9 protein-coding genes and 1 pseudogene are annotated in these 17,760 nt (G+C 57.2%); 1 reads left to right on the forward strand and 9 read right to left on the reverse strand.

What is annotated here, in order from left to right:
• Positions 1-71 precede the first annotated feature (71 nt).
• The 5 genes and pseudogenes from AFK24_RS31990 to AFK24_RS07935 form a co-directional block, all read right to left on the reverse strand.
• A pseudogene (locus AFK24_RS31990) lies at positions 72-394 on the reverse strand (transposase); the annotation flags it as partial.
• Positions 395-566: 172 nt separating this feature from the next.
• A complete protein-coding gene (locus AFK24_RS07920) occupies positions 567-1,289 on the reverse strand; it encodes a gamma-glutamylcyclotransferase (RefSeq protein WP_065832732.1) in 723 nt (240 codons plus the stop codon).
• A gap of 98 nt (positions 1,290-1,387) precedes the next feature.
• The gene (locus AFK24_RS07925; protein ID WP_065832733.1) at positions 1,388-1,759 is read right to left on the reverse strand and encodes a nuclear transport factor 2 family protein; all 372 of its coding nucleotides are present in this window, start codon (positions 1,757-1,759) and stop codon (positions 1,388-1,390) included.
• A 180-nt stretch (positions 1,760-1,939) separates the two neighbouring features.
• Entirely contained in the window at positions 1,940-2,560 is a 621-nt protein-coding gene (locus AFK24_RS07930; protein ID WP_065832734.1) for a tyrosine-type recombinase/integrase, read from the reverse strand.
• Positions 2,561-2,666: 106 nt separating this feature from the next.
• A complete protein-coding gene (locus AFK24_RS07935) occupies positions 2,667-3,878 on the reverse strand; it encodes an MFS transporter (RefSeq protein WP_065832735.1) in 1,212 nt (403 codons plus the stop codon).
• Between the two features lie 101 nt (positions 3,879-3,979).
• On the opposite strand from AFK24_RS07935, the gene AFK24_RS07940 reads away from it, so the two are divergent.
• Positions 3,980-4,870: a LysR family transcriptional regulator gene (locus tag AFK24_RS07940; RefSeq protein WP_065832736.1), complete on the forward strand. Its 891-nt coding sequence runs from the start codon at positions 3,980-3,982 to the stop codon at positions 4,868-4,870.
• A 484-nt stretch (positions 4,871-5,354) separates the two neighbouring features.
• Here the strand turns inward: AFK24_RS07940 and AFK24_RS07945 are convergent, their stop codons facing one another.
• The 4 genes from AFK24_RS07945 to AFK24_RS07960 form a co-directional block, all read right to left on the reverse strand.
• The gene (locus tag AFK24_RS07945) at positions 5,355-6,080 is read right to left on the reverse strand and encodes a hypothetical protein (RefSeq protein WP_065832737.1); all 726 of its coding nucleotides are present in this window, start codon (positions 6,078-6,080) and stop codon (positions 5,355-5,357) included.
• Positions 6,081-6,084: 4 nt separating this feature from the next.
• Positions 6,085-14,124, reverse strand: a complete 8,040-nt coding sequence (locus tag AFK24_RS07950; RefSeq protein WP_065832738.1) for a DUF637 domain-containing protein — start codon at positions 14,122-14,124, stop codon at positions 6,085-6,087.
• Between the two features lie 31 nt (positions 14,125-14,155).
• Positions 14,156-15,877, reverse strand: coding sequence for a ShlB/FhaC/HecB family hemolysin secretion/activation protein (locus AFK24_RS07955; RefSeq protein WP_065832739.1), 1,722 nt, complete (start codon positions 15,875-15,877; stop codon positions 14,156-14,158).
• Between the two features lie 680 nt (positions 15,878-16,557).
• A complete protein-coding gene (locus tag AFK24_RS07960; RefSeq protein WP_065832740.1) occupies positions 16,558-17,415 on the reverse strand; it encodes a hypothetical protein in 858 nt (285 codons plus the stop codon).
• Positions 17,416-17,760 lie beyond the last annotated feature (345 nt).

The raw sequence follows: 17,760 nt of genomic DNA on the forward strand, positions 1-17,760 counted from the left end.
CAGCGACGCAGCACCTCGTTAAATAGCCAGCGAAACAGCGAGCTATCGCGGAAACGACCGTGCCGATTTTTGGAAAACGTAGAGTGATTGGGGACTTCGTCTTCGAGGCTCAAACGGCAAAACCAGCGATACGCCAGGTTCAAATGAGCCTCTTCGCACAACCGGCGCTCGGAGCGATGCCGTAGCAGTAGCCCACGATCAGCAGGCGAATCATCAGTTCAGGATCAATCGAAGGACGCCCAATCGGGCTGTAGAAATCGGCGAGGTAATGGCGCAGATCGCTCAGATCGAGACATCGATCAATGTTGCGCAGGAGGTGAATTGCTAGGATGTGATCTTCTATGTTGAACGAGTAAAACAGCCGCTCCTGTCCACTCGACAATTGTCCCATCATGCTGCGAATCCTCCCGCCGGCCGATGACCCAATTTTGCCGCAGGCCAGGCGAGAGATCTACTTTTTCAACAGAATCGGCCAAGAGCGGTCATTCAGCGCGGTATCGGTACTATGGAGAAACTTGCCGTATGAATCTCACCATCCGGGATGTGTCTTTCACCCTAAAGCTGTTCTAGGACTTCGTCGCAGCGAACAACAACTGTTCGATCTCCTGTGCGACCAGTTTTTGTATTTGCGACATATTACGGTCACGAATGCCATGCTCTTTCAGCATTGTCACCGTCCGAAATAAATATTGGGCCGCCGACCCCCAGTGCCCAGCGGCGCGAGCCAATACATATGCGACCTCTTCCATCGGTAACTTTCCTGCATAGGCCATTCCGTCGCGTGCTGCCACAAAGGCTAATGCACGCACTATCCCAGACTCGGTTTTAACCAAAATCCAGCGCGGAACATTGGTCGGTGGGTTTGCGTCAATTTCCCGGAACATTAACAGTCCCAATTGTTTGAAGTGGTCTTGCGCTGGAAGCCGGTATGCCAACCCGTTGCAGCTTCCGCCTCGGTCGAGAGCCAACATCAGGGCTGGCAACTCGCGCGTGCCGCGCCAGCGAGTAAGTTTCAGGCAGAACGACCGATGCCACCCATAGGCGGTGGCGCTACGGCTCTCCACAAATTCGAATTCTGGATTCCATATCAGTGAGCCATAAGCAAAAATCCAAAGATCTTCCGGTTTATATTCAAGTAAAAGAGCCTCCACCATCGCATCAAATTCTGCTTGGGTGTGTTCGGTAGTGCCCGGTTCAGGCCCAGGATCGGGCTCAAACCGCTCAACACAAGCGACGAGTTCCGCAGTCAGGTTTCGCCCTTTGAATTGCGCAGTTTTTTCTTCGTCCATACCGGCCTCTTAATGGGTAATAAGCAGGTCGTTCCAGCTCAAATTAAAAACGCGCAGCACAGACGGCGCACTGCGCGGACTGGAGGATTACTGTTCATCTATTCATGGTAATAATAAAGCTTGTTAATAATCACCCATCGATCATCCATATTCAGTAGCGACAGGTAATCTGTAAATCTCATTCCGATATAATCATCAATTATTTTTACGGCTGCGGCATCACCCGTTATATCTACGTCAATTATCTCCCAAAAAGGCTTTATATCTTTCTCAGCTGGGCCTTCGGACTTGATTGCGCTAATAAAATCATCCAGGGATAGCCACTCAAGCTCTTTATGGTAATGGCCAATGATGCGACAAGATGGGTGAAATGTCTGCCGCAGCAATGCTTCGTCGGCGAATACCATGCCCTCTACATAATTGCGGACCACAAGGTTGATGTGCTCTTTATCTGCCGAGTGAGTAGTCATAAGACACCTCTGGTTTCTCGTCATCGAACCGCAGTGTATTTTGATCGACAGTCTCCCCAGGGGCTGATCAACCTAAAAGTCTAGCACCGCGTGGTGAATTGTCCTGGACTGAGTACACAAACTCCGAACGTCTGTATTGGGTCGGTTAGCGACGGCCTGACTTACCGTCGCTATGCACAGTCAAACCTCAGTCTGTTCCGCCATCTCCAGGGCGTCATCGACCTCAATCCCCAGATATCGAACGGTGCTCTCCAGCTTCGTATGGCCGAGCAGCAGTTGAACCGCCCGCAGGTTCTTCGTCCTGCGATAGATCAGTGATGCCTTCGTACGTCTCATCGTATGAGTGCCATACATGGCTGGATCAAGACCAACGGCTTTCACCCAGCCTTTGACGATACGAGCGTATTGGCGAGTGGATAGATGGTCTGAGGTATGCAGCCGGCTAGGGAAAAGGCAGTCTTCGCTGCGTAGCTGGGCCTGATGTATCCAGGCCGCGACAGCGGACCGTGTTTGTTCAGTAATCTCAAACTGCACTGGCCGCTGCGTTTTCTGCTGCATCACCATGGCTCGTGATGATACATGCTCGCCATGGGCGACATCGCGCACGCGGAGCTTGGTTAAGTCGCAAGCTCGAAGCTTGCTGTCGATGGCCAGATCGAAGAGAGCCAGATCCCGAGTTCTTTGTGCAATTTGAAGCCTTACTCGGATGGCCCAGATATCTCTCAGCCGTAGCGGGGGTTTCTGCCCGACCAACTTTCCTTTGTTCCAGGGCTGACGGCTGCGGGTAGCGATGATGTTCATGACATGTCCTCCACGTGTGGAAGGACAAGGATGGCTAACCAGAGCAACGGTCGCTAACCGGCCAGAAGCGGACCTTTAAGTTAAAGAAAATAAATCTGCCCTTATTTCACGCTTCTCCGGTTGCCACGTCAGCACGACCTGCAACCAAATGACGCCGCAGGCCAACAGTGCCTACCCCCAGGGCCAGCGCACTTATCGCCAAGCCCGCCACCACCACTCCAGTCCAACCCTGTGTTTGGTAGAGCTGGGAACCCAGCACGGAGCCCATGGCCCCGCCAATAAAATAACAAGTGATGTACGCCGCATTCAGACGGCTACGGGCCAGCGGTTGGAGTGAGTAGACTGCGTTTTGATTGCTGACGTGCACCAGTTGCACGGCCAGGTCCAGCGCCAGCACGCCCCCCAGTAAGGCCGGGAGTGATTGCGTTGCCCAGAGCAGAGGTATCCAGGCCAACAGCAGCAGCACCAAGCCAGTGAATGTCGCTGTTGGGCCTTTGCCCCGATCAGCCTGGCGTCCTCCCAGCGACGCAGCTAACGCACCAGCGGCCCCGGCCAAGCCGAACAGACCAATTGTGGCGTCGGAAAACTCATAAGGGGCGCTGGCCGATAGAAACGCCAGCGGCGTCCAGAACAAGCCGAACAAACAGAAACTCAGCAGGCCCAGCACTGCCCGTAAACGCAGCACCGGTTCGGTGACAAACAAGTGCAGTACCGAGGCCAGCAATTGCGGGTAACGCATCTGCACAGCCTGACGCCGTTGCGGCAGCGCGACCCATAGCCCAACCGCACACAACACCATCAGCACACTTGCCAGCAGGTAAATGCTGCGCCAGCCGCCGAGGCTGGAAAGGCCACCGGCTGCCGTGCGCGCCAGCAAAATGCCGAGCAGCAGCCCACTCATCAAGGTGCCCATGACCCGCCCGCGCCGCTCTGGCTCAGTCATGCTCGCCGCCATGGGCACCAGCACTTGCGCGGCCACAGAAAAAAGACCGGTCAGGGTGGTGCCTAAAATTAGCCAGCCCACCGAAGGCGCCGCCCAACTGAGCAATAACCCAAAGGCACTGCACAGGGTCATTAGCACCACCAGCCGACGCTGCTCGAGCAGATCGCCCAACGGCACGAGGAAAAACAGACCGGCGCCGTAACTCAACTGCGCAGCGAGCACGATGAGCCCGGCATCGCGGGCTTGCAGCCCAAACTCGGCTGCAATGGTGTGGAGCAGGGGCTGCGCGTAGTAGTTGCTGGCTACGGTCAAACCGACCGCAATGGCCAGCAGTAGTGTCAGACCGGAACCCAGTACAGGGCGAGACTGCGGCATTTCAACCTCCTGGACATGTAGTAAGGGGGTCAGTATCGGTAGCGGTCTTTTATGACACCAATGTATTGTTCAGGTCTTATCAATCTCTAAACGAGATAACCGTGAATTTGAAACAGATGGAATATGCGCTGGCTGTGGCTGAGGAAGGCAGTTTTACCCTGGCCGCGGAACGCTGCCATACCGTGCAGTCGGCGCTCAGCCATCAAGTGGCACGCCTGGAAGAACTGCTGGGTGCCAAGCTGTTTGAGCGCACCTCGCGCCGGCTCAGTCTCACACCGGCCGGCGAAGCCTTTGTGCGCAGCGCGCGGGTGGCGCTGGACGCTGCGCAACGCGTGACGCATGACGTGGCGGCGGCGTGTGGCGACATTCGCGGGAGTCTATCGGTAGGCACTATTACTTCGTTGACCGCCCTCGATCTGGTCGATGCAATCGGACACTTCCATAAGCGCTTCAATCAGGTCGATATCCGTCTGCGAGTGGCCAAGAGCGAGACGCTGTTAGACGAGGTGCGGCAACGTCGTCTAGACGTCGCCTTTGTCGGCTTTTGGCCGGGAGAACAGCTGACAGGTGTGCAATGGCGCTTGCTGGCCGAAGAAGAGCTAGTTGCGGTGGTGCCTGCCAATCACCCTCTGGCAGCCAGCACGCTGGTATCGCTTGCCGAATTAGCGGACCAGCCCATGGTGGACTTTCCGACAGGAAGCGGCGCACGGCGCCAAACAGACGAAGCATTTGCCGCCAAACGCCTTTCTCACCGCGTCCAGTTCGAGGTGGAAAGCATGGACCTGTTGAAGAAGTTTATCCGCCGCGGACTTGCCATTGGCCTAGTGCCAAGCAAGGTTGCGCAAAGTATGCGAGGGCTCATGGCCATCTCGGTAAGCGATGCGCCTACCCGCCATGTGTATGCATTGTGGTCTACGTCTCCGACACCTGCCGCTGAGGCATTTATCGCGTCCTCTCTGGATGAATTTCAAGATCAACAGGTGCCTGACTAAACACCCTGAGCCATTGGTTCTGAAGATCATTGACGACCGTCAGCAATCGGCCGATTCTGTTGAAAAAGTCGGCGGTAGTTTTTGAGGCATCAAAGTACGCGTCGGAGATTGAAATCTTGAATGTCTGCAGCGCCGTTCAGGCTGAGATTTCACGTAGAAACGTGCTGGAGAGGCGCCTTCACCGCCCCATCCTACGGTGTTCTGAAAAAAACCGAGTTTTTCAACAGAATAGGTCGATAGCGGCCGCTGGTCACTGCGTCGTCTCCCAGGCGTCCGAAGCGATCCTTTCTGGCATCTGTTGGGCTGCAAGCTGGCTGCAGTCGCGTCGACGTGACCTAGGATTCTGCGACGGTTATCTCGCATCCTGACCATCGCCTGCAGAAGCAGTGAACGAGCAGCCAAGAGGAAGATAAAGGAGGCAGACTCATTCAAGTCGCAACCGACTTAAATACTCAAATAAATCCGCCCGCTTCTCGTTCAAATTTCACGCGTTAAACAAAAATTTCCTCAGCAAGACCTGCCTCTCAGCCTGCTCTCCTACGGCTGAAGTGAAGCACTGATCATAGGCAGCAATTTTCAAACCGCCACCCAAATCTTCTACTGCAAAGCAGTCGACATCCATTAACGTCTTTTCGTCCACACCCACTACCTGAAGCAAGGATTTACTTACCCACATGAAAGCGCCAACTGCCTCAATATAGCCGTTTCTTAAAACCCAACGCCCAGGATTTTTCGATATATCTACGATCTCTTGGGTCAGCGGAAAAGGAAGTCCGTTACTTTTCTTAGGCAGATGAGCGTGTTCAACGCACTCAACTTCAAAGAGCGTTAGACTCTCGGCATTTTGCCATCGATCATACTCAGCGTCGTAAATTCGCGCCTGAACAAAGCCGGACTCATCGATCAACGCTTCAATCAAGGACTGGGCCACCTCAATCGAATTCGCCAGGTGCTTTATATCAAGCCGATAAAACGCTTTATCTGCCACATACGAAAACTCAACAGAACCGTTTGCCAGTTCAATAAAAAAACTTCGACACTTATTTTTTATCAAGTAATCCGAAACGTCCGCCAACAATATTCTCTTGCCCGTAAATCCATCAATGACGGCACTCTCATTAATTTTTTTGAGCGGCTGGATCAGGCTTCCCCACACAACTGAAGCACAATCACGTAACCTCTCGCTAAAAACAACTTCAATTTCAACCATATGATTAACCTCCGAATTCTTTGATAATCACAGTAATATTACGTTGCCTTCCATATTCTATAAGCTTGCTGGCGTCCGCCAATCCACCCGGCTGAACTCGGATGTCCAAAATTTTCGTTGCCGGTACGCCATCCACGGTAATTTTCGAACTTTGCAATGTGTCCATATGGGTTCTCATGTCATAAGACCACCCTTTACCTCGGGTATCAATCGTTTTCAAACTCACCACATTGGTGTCGAGCTGAAAATCAATGACTGGGAAGTTATTAGATTTAAAAGGTTGCCCGGTCTTGGGATTGATGAGGTTGTCCGTTCGGGCCCAGTCTTTATAGTCCGTATCTGTAAGCGTTGTCTCAATCTGCCTACCTCGGGCGCGAGGTTCAAGGTCCCAAACATTTTTGCCGTTTTCCGGCGGCATGAGATCCGGTCTTGAAGATGCCGGAGACTCTCTCTTACTGGCCGCAACGGCGCGTTTGTACGCCAACGCCCCGGCGGCAGTACCTAACCCTACCGCAAGCGCGACTTTCAAATCGTTCGTGATTTCCTGCGCCTGCGCGTCGCTCAGATTCCATTTTGTTTTAAGCGTATCGACCATAGCCCCGACTGTGTGCTCAGTCGTCGCTGTCGCTAACATCTCTTGAAATTCGAAGTTTGAATTGATGAGGTTTTGTACTGCTTCTCGAGCCTTCGGCGAGCCGTACTCCACGATGTCTTTGATAGGGTTCAGATCCGCCATGGTGTTGGCGACTTCTTTAGACCGCGCGGCGCACGTCGAAGGATCAGCCTTACAACCGGCGATCGCGTCAATATCTTGCTGAAGACTCAACTCTTTGAATTTACGTGTGGTGTCTTCAATGCATGAGGTGTCCGTGCACGCCGCTATTTTCTTGGCTGCTCTCTCAAGCTGATTGTGGTTCAGATAGTTATATTGCGTACCGTTCTGAGCAATCCAGCTGCCTTTTTCCAGCGTGGACGCATCTACGTCCCCTTGTGCTGCAGCCGCTAGCACACCGACGATCTGCGAACTCATCGTCAGCAAGTTGTCGTCACCTTTAACCAAGCCGTCCAGATGGGTGACCAATGCCTCGCTCGCCCCTGCCGCCAAGGCGCCGGTCTTGAAGTCTCCTCCAGTGGCCTCTGCTAGCAACCCACCGACCATGGCGTGAATCGCGATCTTCGGTGCCGATCCATCTGCGAAGACACCTTTGGTGTAATTACCTACCAAATTGAAACTGGCAGCCGCCAAGGTGTTGAACAACGCGTTTTTAAGTGCATCACTGGCACTGCCACCTTGTCCGAGCGCCTTGCTTAACAGCATGGAAGTACCGCTCTGCAGCGTTTGGTTGGCTGCGAATTGACCAACACCACTCCAGCTATTCAGGATGCCCGGCGTTGTAATTTTCCCCGTTGCCGTGTTTGTTTCGGTTCCCGTCCAATCACCAAAATATTCAGCCGTCAGACCCGCTGTAGCGCCGGAAATAACGTATCCCTTCATTGCATCTGAAGAAGTCACGTCCTTGAGTACAGCGCCAAGGTTGCCCCGATTATTGACCACACTCACGGTCGCATTCGTTGAAGCTCCGGCCGCAACGGCACCAGCAACGGCGCCCACAGTGCCCCCACCTGCAGCGGCAGCTGCAAGCGGCCCAACCACTGCCGCCATCACAATCGCAATAATGATCTGCGAAGCCGGCCCCAAGCCTGAGTTGCTGTATTTGAAGCTGTCGTGGATCTCCTTGACCTGCCGCCAATCCACATCACCGCGCTTCTCGGCATCCTTGATCCACGCCAACTGCGGATCGGCCTTGACCATCGCATCAATCGATAGGCTGACGCTTTCCTGATTGACTTGATTGATATCGATCTTCAAACCGGCAACAGCTCTGATCGCAACATTGCCTTCGGCGATCAGTTGGCTTTGGCGGACGGTCTCGTCGGTGTTTCCTTTACCTTTGGAGGAGACCCAGAACGCATTGTTATTGCTCTTCTCATGGCTCTCTTGATGCAGGTCCTTGACCGCCTCGAAGGTGATGGCGCCACCGCTGTCCAGGGTAATGTCCTTACCACTTTGAAGCTTGGCGAGTTGATAGGTCTGGTCGCCCCCACTCTTGAGTATCAGGTCGCCGCCGGTTTTGATTTCAGTGCCGACATTGGTAACGCGGGTTACCTCATCGCGCTGGGTCTTTTTGGAACCCCAGCCGCTGTTTTTCTTCATGTCGTAGAGGGTGTGCGTGCTGTTCTCAGCCGCCAACAAACTCAACTTATCCCCGCTATACAGATAAGCCTCATTCCCCGCGCTGATCTTGCTCGCCACTACCGTCGTATCGCGCCCGGCCTGGCTCACAAAGTCCCCACCCGCCGTCAACACGCTCGCCACTTGGGTAGTCTGGTCATCCGACGTCTTGATGCGTTTCTTGCCGTGTTTTTCCTTGCCCTCGACGTTGTGCATGTCGCTGACCGACGCAACGTTGAAGTCGCGGCCGGCGGCGATGTTGAGGTCTTTGCCGGCAGTGGCATTGCTGCCGATGATGTTGACGTCCTGCCCGGCTTGCAGGTTGATGCTGCCGCCCGCCGTGACGCTGGCGGCGAGGTTTTTAACGTCGGTGGTGATGCTGGATTTTTCGCCGCCGTCGCGGGTCTCGTGCTTGACGCGGGTGTCGCTGGCGGCGATCAGGTTGAGGTCGCGGGCGGCGGTCAGGTTGGCGTCTTTGCCCGCGGTGAGTGCGCCTCGGTTGGTGAGGTCGCGGCCAGCGTTGATGGCGAGGTTTTCGCGGGCGACGATGGTGCTGGCGCTGATGTCGGTGAGGGTGCGCATGCCGGCGCCGTCACGTACCTGGATCGCGGTGTTGTCGTTGGTGATGTCGCCCTTGAGGGCGGCGAGGCTGACTTGGTTGCCGCGAATTTCGCCGGCCATGGCGTTGCGAATGCTGTCCTGGGCCAGCAGGCTCAGGTTATTGCCGGCTTCCATCAGGCCGCCGGTGTAAATGCTGCCGCTGCTGACGGCGGTGAGGTTGTTGCTGGCGCGCAGGGTGCCGACGTTGATCAGGTCGCCGCCGGTGATCAGGTTGAGGTCGCGGCCCTGGATCAGGCTGTTGCCGCGTACGTTGCGTGATTCGGCCTGGGCCAGGTAGAGCACAGGCACGAGGACGGTCTGGCCGTCGACGACGCGGTTTTCCATCCAGACGATGTCGTGGGTCAGGGCGCCGACTTGCTGGCTGGTGAGCGTCACGCCGAGGCTCAGGCGCAGGGCGTCTTTGCTGACCAGGGCGTTGTCCATCAGATAGCGGAACTGGTCGGCGTCGCTGTAGAGGCCGCCGGCGAGGAAGCGTTGGCCGGTTTGCGCGAGGACGGCGTCGCGGATCAGGCGGCTCTCGTATTGGCCATCGCCGAGGCGGCGCCAGGCGTTGTCATCGGTTAACCCGAGTTTGCCGAGCATGTAGTCGGAGCTGAAGAAGCCCGTGGTGGTGGCAAATTCCGGGTTGGTCTCGATTAGGTAGTGGCTGGTCGGGTCGGGGTTTTTGACGAACAGGCCGTACTCGCCCTTGGGCGTCTGGAAGTTCGGCGCGGTGGTGGGGTCGACCGGCGCGAACGGCGTGCCGGTGTAGTCCACGGGTACGAAGCCGCCGCCGGGGGCGACGCTGGCAACCGGCAACACGCTACCGGCGGCTTGAGCGCTCGGGTCGTTGGCGTGCTTGCTCAGGTTGATGTTGATGCCGCCGACGGGGATGCCGGTCTGGTCGTCGCCCAGGGTGCCGGTCAACTGCGCCAGGGTGTTGTTATGCAGCGTGCCGTTTTGCAGCGTGCGCGCGACGTTGAGGTTGACGGTGCCGCCGGCTTGCATCGTGGCGGCGTAGCCTGGGCCGCCGTTGTCGGTCCAGGTGGTGACGTCGCTTGAGTGGGCGAAAGGCCGGCTATCGGGTGAGCGGTTTTTCAGTTCTTCGAAGCGCGCCTTGTCGAAATGCCCAGCCGCCGTGGCCGCATTGAACGCTGGAACGTCGACATATTGCATGCGTTCAAACAAATCGTCGGAAACGTGACCTGGCGTGCTGACGACAATCTTGCGCTCCCCCGTGCGCGTCGCGGCGCCCTGGTTCAGCAGGTCACCGGCGGTGATACTCAGGTCGCCATTGGCGGCCATCAGGCTGTAGCGGTTCTGCACATTGTCGCCTTGCACCAGCATGTTTTTGCCAGCCACCAGGCGCGCAGCTACCGAATCCTTGGTCGCCGCCTCAAGGTACGTCTCGTAGATGGTGATCTCGCCACGCTCCCAGCTGTCTTTCTCGCCGCAGTGCTGGTGACAGATCCAACTCAGGCTGCCGGTGGTCAACGTCTGCCCCAGTTCGAATTCGTCTTTGGCGTTTTCGATAAAGCCTGCATTGATGCCGATGGAGCCTTCGCTTTCCACGGTGCCGGAGCGGTTGCTGAACAGCGCCGCCTTGCCGCCATCCGCCGCTGCAAAACTCAAGTCGCCCTTGCTGTAAACGTCGCCATACAGGTTGCTGAAACTACTACCGCGCAACGTCATGTCGCCGCCGCTGAACAACAGCGTGTCTGCCGCGTTGTTGATGCCGTTGACGGCCGTCAGGTTCACCGCGCCTTGAGCACCGAGGGTGCCCCGGTTATTGATCTGCGCCGCTGCGATGTCCAACTGCTGACGCGCGGTGAGGAAACCGAGGTTGTCCAGAGTCCCGACAAGCCTGACCTGTGTATTGACGCCTGCGAGACGCCCGCCGTTCTGGCTGAGGTTATTCGCCGCCACACTCAGTGTTTGCAGGGCCGACACCCGGCCGCTGTTGGTCATGTCGCCGGTGGTGGTGATGCTCAAGTCACCGTCGCTGAGCAGTTCGCCGCCGTTGTTCAGGCTGGCTACGTCGAGGATCAAACCCTTGCCGCTGGCCATGCGGTCGCCCGCCTTCAGGGTCAGGCCTTGGGTGCTTTTATAGGTGAGGACTTCGTTTAGTTGCACGCGCCCCAGGCCATTGACGGTGCCGAATGCCCAGTCGGCGCTGCCCGTACCGTTGATAGTGCCCTGGCTACCGAAGAGGCTGGCGGTGTTGATGTGGAACGCACCCAGGCCTGCATGCTGCAACAGGCCAGAAGTGTTGTTCAGGCTGGCAGCCTCGAGGCTGAAGGCCGTGCTGCCGAATTCGAGGGTGCCGTTCTGGTTGTTGAGTGCGCCATTGAGGTTGAGGCTGCTACTGGCACCGGCCAGTGAACGCAGCTGGCCGCCGGCGCTATTGTCGAGGTTGCCGCCGGTGAGGGTCAGACCCTGGTTGGCCTCGATCAGGCCGCCGTTGTTGGTGAGCGTGTCGCGAGAAGTCAGGTTGATAAGGTTGCCGCTGATCTGGCCATCTGCGCTGTTGTCGAGGCTGGCGCCGCTGACGGTGACCTGTTCTTTGGCGAACATCTTGCCGCCGCGATTGGCCAGGGCTTCGACGGTCAGTTGCAAGTTGCCGAGCAAGCTTGCCATCAGGCCGCCGTCGCCATTGTCCGCCGTGTTAGCGGTGACGGTCAGGGTATCGCCCTGCACGGTGCCACCGCTGTTGTTCAGGCTGCGGGTATCCAGCTGGGTGTGCGCGCCTCCGCTGAGGATCAGGCCTTTACGATTGGACACATCGCTGCCGCTATAACTCAGGCCTTGATCGCCAGCCAGCAGTTGGCCGCCGTCGTTGTTCAGGTGTTGGGCGGTGATGTCCACGCGCTTGCCGCGTAAAGTGCCGCCGCTGTTATCGAGGGTAGTGAGGGCCTTGACCAGAATGCTGCGTTCACCCGCATCAAGGGTGCCGCCAGCGTTTGTCAGCAGGTCGCTGACGTTGAAGGTGATGTCGCCGCCGTCGCTGACCAGTGCACCTTTATTGCTGTTGGTGAAGGTCGGCGCAGTCACTTCGACCGACTGGCCGAGCAGGATGCCCGCGCTGTTGTCGAGGCGCTCGCCGTGCAGCTGCAACAGGCCTTCGCTTTGAATGCGGCCTTGAGCGTTGAGTAATTGGCCCGGCCCTTTGAGCAGCAGGCTCACCCCTTGCGCACCACCGGCCAGCAGGCCAGCGTCGCGGTTGTCGAGGCCTGAGGCGCGCACATCGAGTTGATCTCCCAACACACGCCCGGCGCGGTTGTCGATGTCACCGCCACTGGCATCGAGCAGCATCTGCTTGCCGACGATCACGCCGCTCTGGTTGTTCAGCTTCGCGGCGTGCAGCTCCACGTCGCCCTGCCCGGCTTGCAAGCGGCCCTGGGCGTTATCGAGCTGCTGGGCGGTCACAAGGGTCAACTTGCCGGTATTGGCGCTGAGTACGCCGTTGGCGTTGCTGCTGAGGCTGCCTGCGTTGAGATTCAGGTCGGTGCCGGCCTGAGCAAAACCCTGGCTGTTGTTGAAGGCATTGGCAACGGTGAGGTTCAACGCGCCGTTGTCGGTCTGGATCAGGCCCTTTTGGCTGTTGTCGAGGTCGCTGGCGTTCACCGTCAGGGCACCGGCGACCAGCACGCCGTTCTGGTTGTTGAGGCTGGCCGCGTTGACCGTCAGGTCATTGGCGACGATTTGCCCGCCACTGTTGTTAAGGGCAGCGCTACTGAGCACCAGGCTGCCGCCGGCCATTTCAATGCGGCCTTGGCGGTTATCCAGGGAGGCCGTGTCGAGCGTCGCGGCCTGGCCTTCACCGAAGCGAATCAAGCCGCCCAGGTTGGCAATGGCCGGTGCGCTGATTGCCAGGTTTTGCTCGCCGAAGATGCGTGCGGTGGCGCCCTGATTGGTCAGGTTGCTCGTATTGACGCTGACGGTTTTGGCCTGGACGATGCTGCCCTGGTTAGTCAGCGCCTGCGCGGCGGTGATCGCCAATGCACGGCTGGCCAGCAGGTCGCCGATGGTGTTGACGGTTTGCGCGTTCACCACCAGGTCGCCGGTGGCGTTGCGGCTGTTGTCCGCTGCCACGCCCGCTTCGATGATGCCGGCGTTGGTCACACTGGCCGCGTTGAGTTCAATGCGTTGGCCGGCGGCCACGCTCTTCTGGTTGACCAGGGCTTGGGCGCTGGTGACGTTTACGTTGCGGGTGGCGTAAACCTTGTCGGTCAGATTGACGCTCTGCGCCGTAACCCTGACGTTACCAGTGGCCGCCGCCTGAGCCATGCTCAGGCGCCCATTGGCATCCAGTTGAATGTCCCCGCCACTGGCCGCCAGCGTGCCGTCGAGCTTCACGCCTACACCCGCTTCGGTGCCCACCAGCTTGATCGCGCCGGCGTACATCCCGCCCAGAGCCGACGAGTCAATCGCCAGCTCGGGCTTGGCGCTGCCATCGTCGGCGCGCGGTGTGGTTGTCAGGCTTTGGGCGTCCACATCGTTGCGACCGGCGATCACATTCAGTTCGCGCGCATTGATCTGCGCGTTGATCTTGGCCGAGCGAGTGATGATGTCGAAGCGGTCGACGTTGCTGGCATTCAAGCCTTCCCCGTCGATGGTCACGGCACCGCCGTCGACCTGGTAGCTTTTCAGTTGGCCGTTGGCGTCGAGCACCGGCTTGCCGGTGGTGAGCGTGACGTTCGGTGTGTTGATGAAGCCGCAGCCGCTGCAGGTAACACCGTACGGGTTGGCAACGATGACTTTGGCCGACTGCCCCGCCACTTCGGTGTAGCCACGCAATTGGCTGGGGTTGCTGCCGGTGACTTCGTTGAGGATAACGTTGGCCGCGCCGCCCTTGAGGTTGGGGTTGCCGACGATGTAGCCGCCCAACTGGGTGTTGGCCACCGTGCCGGTGGCGTTGTTGAGAATCACGCCGTTGGGGCCGACGTTGTAGTCCTGGAACTTGTTGTGGGACAAGCCGCTGCCGTTCGGGGTGGCGATGTTCACCACGGGCACGCCGTTGCCCGCCTGGCCTACGGTGGTGCCCGGCGCACTGACCACGATGCCTTCGGCCTGGGCCAGCAGTGGCTGCCAGAACAGCGCGTTGACCAGGATCAGCACCAGGCCGCGCTTGGGCAGACCGAGGAGCGAGTCCCGCGGCTTCAGCGCAGCAGAAGGTTGGCGGGCGAGGAAGGCAAATTGGCGAACGTCCATTGTCAGATTCTCGATGTAACGGGGCGTTGAATTACAGGAAGAAATCCATGCGGAAGTAGATCGGCGCTTCGCGCTCGGTGACTACTCCCGGTCTTTCTAAAGAATGGGCAAAGGTCACGCTGGTGCTGACGTGCTTGCCCCGAGCGAACAGCTCCAGGGAATTGCTGGACACGCGACCATGCACGTCGCCGTTGTAGCGGTCGTTGCTGATCACGCCCTGGTCGTAGCCGATGCTGGTGCCGTACTCGGCAAAGGCCGGGCGCATCCAATCCAGCGTTACCGGGCGTGCCCAGCGCACTTCGTTGCGCCAGTAACCGCCGCTGTCGCCGGTCAGCTGCTGGTCCTTGAGACCGCGTACCGAGGCCGAGCCACCCAGGCTCATGCGTTGCGGGCTGAAGAGGATGTCTTCGCTGCGCTGACCGGTGGCCAGGCTGGAAAAGCTGAACGACTCGCCCCACAGCGTGAACGGCTGCAGGTAGCTGACGGTGGCGGTGTATTTGCGGTAGCGCGAATTTGCCTGCCGATTGCCGAACTCATCGCGTTCTTCTTCAGACTGGGCATCGAGCAGGCCGATGCCGTTCTGCATGCCCAGGTCAAGGTTGACGAACGCATTGCCGATGCGCCGACCGTGGTTGAGGCCGAGCTGGAGTTCGCTGAGACGATTACTGCTCGGCTCAGTGCGCACGTCGAGGACGTAATTGTTGGTACGCAGATGGGCCAGGCCGACGTTCACCGAGGTCTTGCTCACGTCGTCGCGGTGGATCACCCGCTCGGCGCGCAGTTGGTGGTTCTCGTTGTCGCCATTGAGCTTGAATTTGCTGCTGTCGGTCTGGCCGTAGGTGCGGTAGTCGCTTTCGCTGTAGGTGTAGCTGAAGTTCCACCAGCCCCACGGCACGTTGTAATAGAGCATGCTGTTTTTCGAGGTTTCCTGGTGGTCACTGACCGCGTCGTGGCCACTGCGCAGTATCAATTGGTCGCCCAGACCCAGCGGGCTGTCCCATTCCAGCCCTGCGTCCCATTGCTGTTCACCGGTGCTTTCCTGGCCGTCGTTATTACGCGACAGGCTGGCGCGCCAGGGCTTTTGCGGAACGTTCTTGACCACCACGTCACTGCCGCCGATCTGCTGGCCCGGGGTCAGTCGCATTTGCGCCTGCCTGGAGGGCAATCGGTTGAGCTGGTCCACGAGTTGCTCGATCTCGCGCAGGTTGAGCGCCTCGCCGACCTTGCCGGGAAAGGCCATGGCCAGTTCGCGGTCCGTCACAGTGCTGCCCTCGGCGGCTTTCAACGCTTCGAGTTTGCCTTCGACCACCAGCACCTGCAGGTGACCGCTGGAGAGGTCTTGTTGCGGCAAGTAGGCACGGCTGGTGACGCAGCCCTTGTCGATGTAGTAGTCCGTGATGACCTTGAGCAGCTCATTGAGCTGCGTCACGCCCAGGCATTGGCCGATGTAGGGTTTGAGCAGGCGCGTGCGGTCGGTGGCGGACAGGCTGTCGGCACCCTTGAGTTCGATGTCCTGGATCGGGAAGCAACGGTTGTCGGCCGGCGTGGCCGGGGCCTCGGGCTTTGTCTGTTTGCCGGGCAAGTCCTGAAGCTCTTGCAGGCGGCGGCTCTGCTCTTCGAGCAAGCGGTTCTGCCGGTCGCGGATCAGGTCCTGATCGCCGGGCGTTGGGGCGGCGTTGGCGCTGTTAAGGCTCACACACGCGAGCAGAAAAGTGCAAAGCAACAACCGAATCCGTGGCAATGACAAGGGCATGTTCGATCCGTCGAAAAATCAAGGGGCGGCAAATTAACATCGAACCCCCTTCGATCCAAAGCGTTGGATCAGATGGGCATTCGCGCCTAATAAATCTGCAAGCCTTTGATGGGTAATAAAATAAGGCACCAAGAAAGAGTTACCGCCTGTTACCGGAGTGATAGTCCGACGAGCGGCAAGCGTTTAATAGCAGGTTGGCGAGGCTCGCCGAGATGCCACTAATTAGCCATCAATCGATGGTCGAGATGCATTAGTACTGAGGAATGCAGAAAAGTTCGCGCGGGCTTTGTGAAGTGGATCCCAATTATTAAATCACGGCACTGACTTCCCTCGCCCCGCATCCTGAGGTGCTTGTCTCACTTGCAACGTCAAAGGATAAGTTCCTCTAACACACTAGAGAAAGATCACCCCTAATCTCTTTACGGCCCATGCAGAGTCAGCTTCGGGTCGATTCCGGTCGGTCGCGACGGGCAGAAATCGGCCAAAAGCGGACCTAGTCAGACGAAGCATTTCTTCCTGCTCAAATCGTCGCGGGCTTTTTTCTCGTATAGGTAGACAGTCGTCATGCGGGATAGTCCAAATTCTATGAGCGAAAGAAGTGTCGTCGACGAAGCGCCAAACTCAAGCAGAGTGCCGATATCCAATCGCCCTAACACATCGCAGTGATAAATCTAGATTAATTAAGATGGCAACCGCCTGAGCTTAGTCAAACTCCAAAGCGACATTGCTAGCGAAACCAAGTAACAATAAACGCCACCCCACTTAATAAAAGTGGGATTGATTGCTCCAAACAAATTTGCACCCATGTTTTCAAAATTCTCACCCTGAAATAGTAGGAGCCCCGCACACAAGACAGACATGCAGGCTAAAAGAATACATACCTTCTCAAATTGCCTTCTAAGACTTACAAAGCTTGGGAAGCGGCTCACCAAGGCCGTCTGGAGCCGCTCAAGATCCCGCACCAGCAATCCCACACATAGCATATTAACTAAAGGAAAGAGCGCACCCAGCAAGTACAACCGCATGCGTTTCACATACTTGTCGAACACGCGACCTGGTAGCTCCTTGATATCCTCCAACGCGATAGAGTACTCCCCGCCCAACCTCTCAACTCGGGTGACATCTCTGACTAACGTTTCCCTATGGGCTAAAAAGGTGGCGGTAGGATGTTCAGCAAAATAACGATTTGCTTCCCCGAGTAGCAGATCGGATTGCTCGCAGCGACTTATCAGTTCATCGATAGAGCCATCAAATCGTCGCCCACACTCTTCCCGCAAAACTGTGATGTACGCCAGCGTCGCCTCCGTTAAACCATGAACCCGCTGTGCTGCTGTGAATACCTGCCAGATGATCTGTATTTCCTGAAAATGAGGGTTAACTCGGCTCACCAGTTCCTGGATGAAGGATTGGTAGGAACTTGCCTGAGTACGGGCTGCTATCACGCTGTCAAACAGATCAGCAGTCTGATCGAGAAGAGCTTTCTGTTGCTTTTGGGCCACGAGAATCTGGTTGCGGGTAATGGTTAGTGCGGCTGACATTGTGTCAAATTCGGAGGGAATTTCAATATGGATATACTCTGGCACATGTCTTGAGGGTTTTTGAATACCGACAACAATGGTTGGATGGTGTGATTATGCAAGAGCCGGTTGAATCCATAGCATCCATGCCATCCCAACATAGATGCTACGTCTCTGAAATCAGAGATGGTCAGCTCATCAATAGCATAGGATTTTTTGAAAAGATGCTGCTCTGAAAGAAACGTGCTGCGCTCGATGTAGGAGCGAATAGTCTCGTCCTGCTGTATACGTAAAAGCATAGATAAGCATCAACTCGGTTCAGATCCTGGTTTGAACGACTCGAAACCGGCAACGTGATGCGGTGAC

The organism is Pseudomonas syringae (assembly GCF_001698815.1).
Taxonomy (GTDB): Bacteria; Pseudomonadota; Gammaproteobacteria; order Pseudomonadales; family Pseudomonadaceae; genus Aquipseudomonas; species Aquipseudomonas syringae_A.

Excerpts from the sequence above, each read along its gene's own strand:
- AFK24_RS07920 (WP_065832732.1), bottom strand. The coding sequence starts at position 1,289 with ATGGACGAAGAAAAAACTGCGCAATTCAAAGGGCGAAACCTGACTGCG.
- AFK24_RS07925 (WP_065832733.1), bottom strand. The coding sequence starts at position 1,759 with ATGACTACTCACTCGGCAGATAAAGAGCACATCAACCTTGTGGTCCGC.
- AFK24_RS07930 (WP_065832734.1), bottom strand. The coding sequence starts at position 2,560 with ATGAACATCATCGCTACCCGCAGCCGTCAGCCCTGGAACAAAGGAAAG.
- AFK24_RS07935 (WP_065832735.1), bottom strand. The coding sequence starts at position 3,878 with ATGCCGCAGTCTCGCCCTGTACTGGGTTCCGGTCTGACACTACTGCTG.
- AFK24_RS07945 (WP_065832737.1), bottom strand. The coding sequence starts at position 6,080 with ATGGTTGAAATTGAAGTTGTTTTTAGCGAGAGGTTACGTGATTGTGCT.
- AFK24_RS07950 (WP_065832738.1), bottom strand. The coding sequence starts at position 14,124 with ATGGACGTTCGCCAATTTGCCTTCCTCGCCCGCCAACCTTCTGCTGCG.
- AFK24_RS07955 (WP_065832739.1), bottom strand. The coding sequence starts at position 15,877 with ATGCCCTTGTCATTGCCACGGATTCGGTTGTTGCTTTGCACTTTTCTG.
- AFK24_RS07960 (WP_065832740.1), bottom strand. The coding sequence starts at position 17,415 with ATGTCAGCCGCACTAACCATTACCCGCAACCAGATTCTCGTGGCCCAA.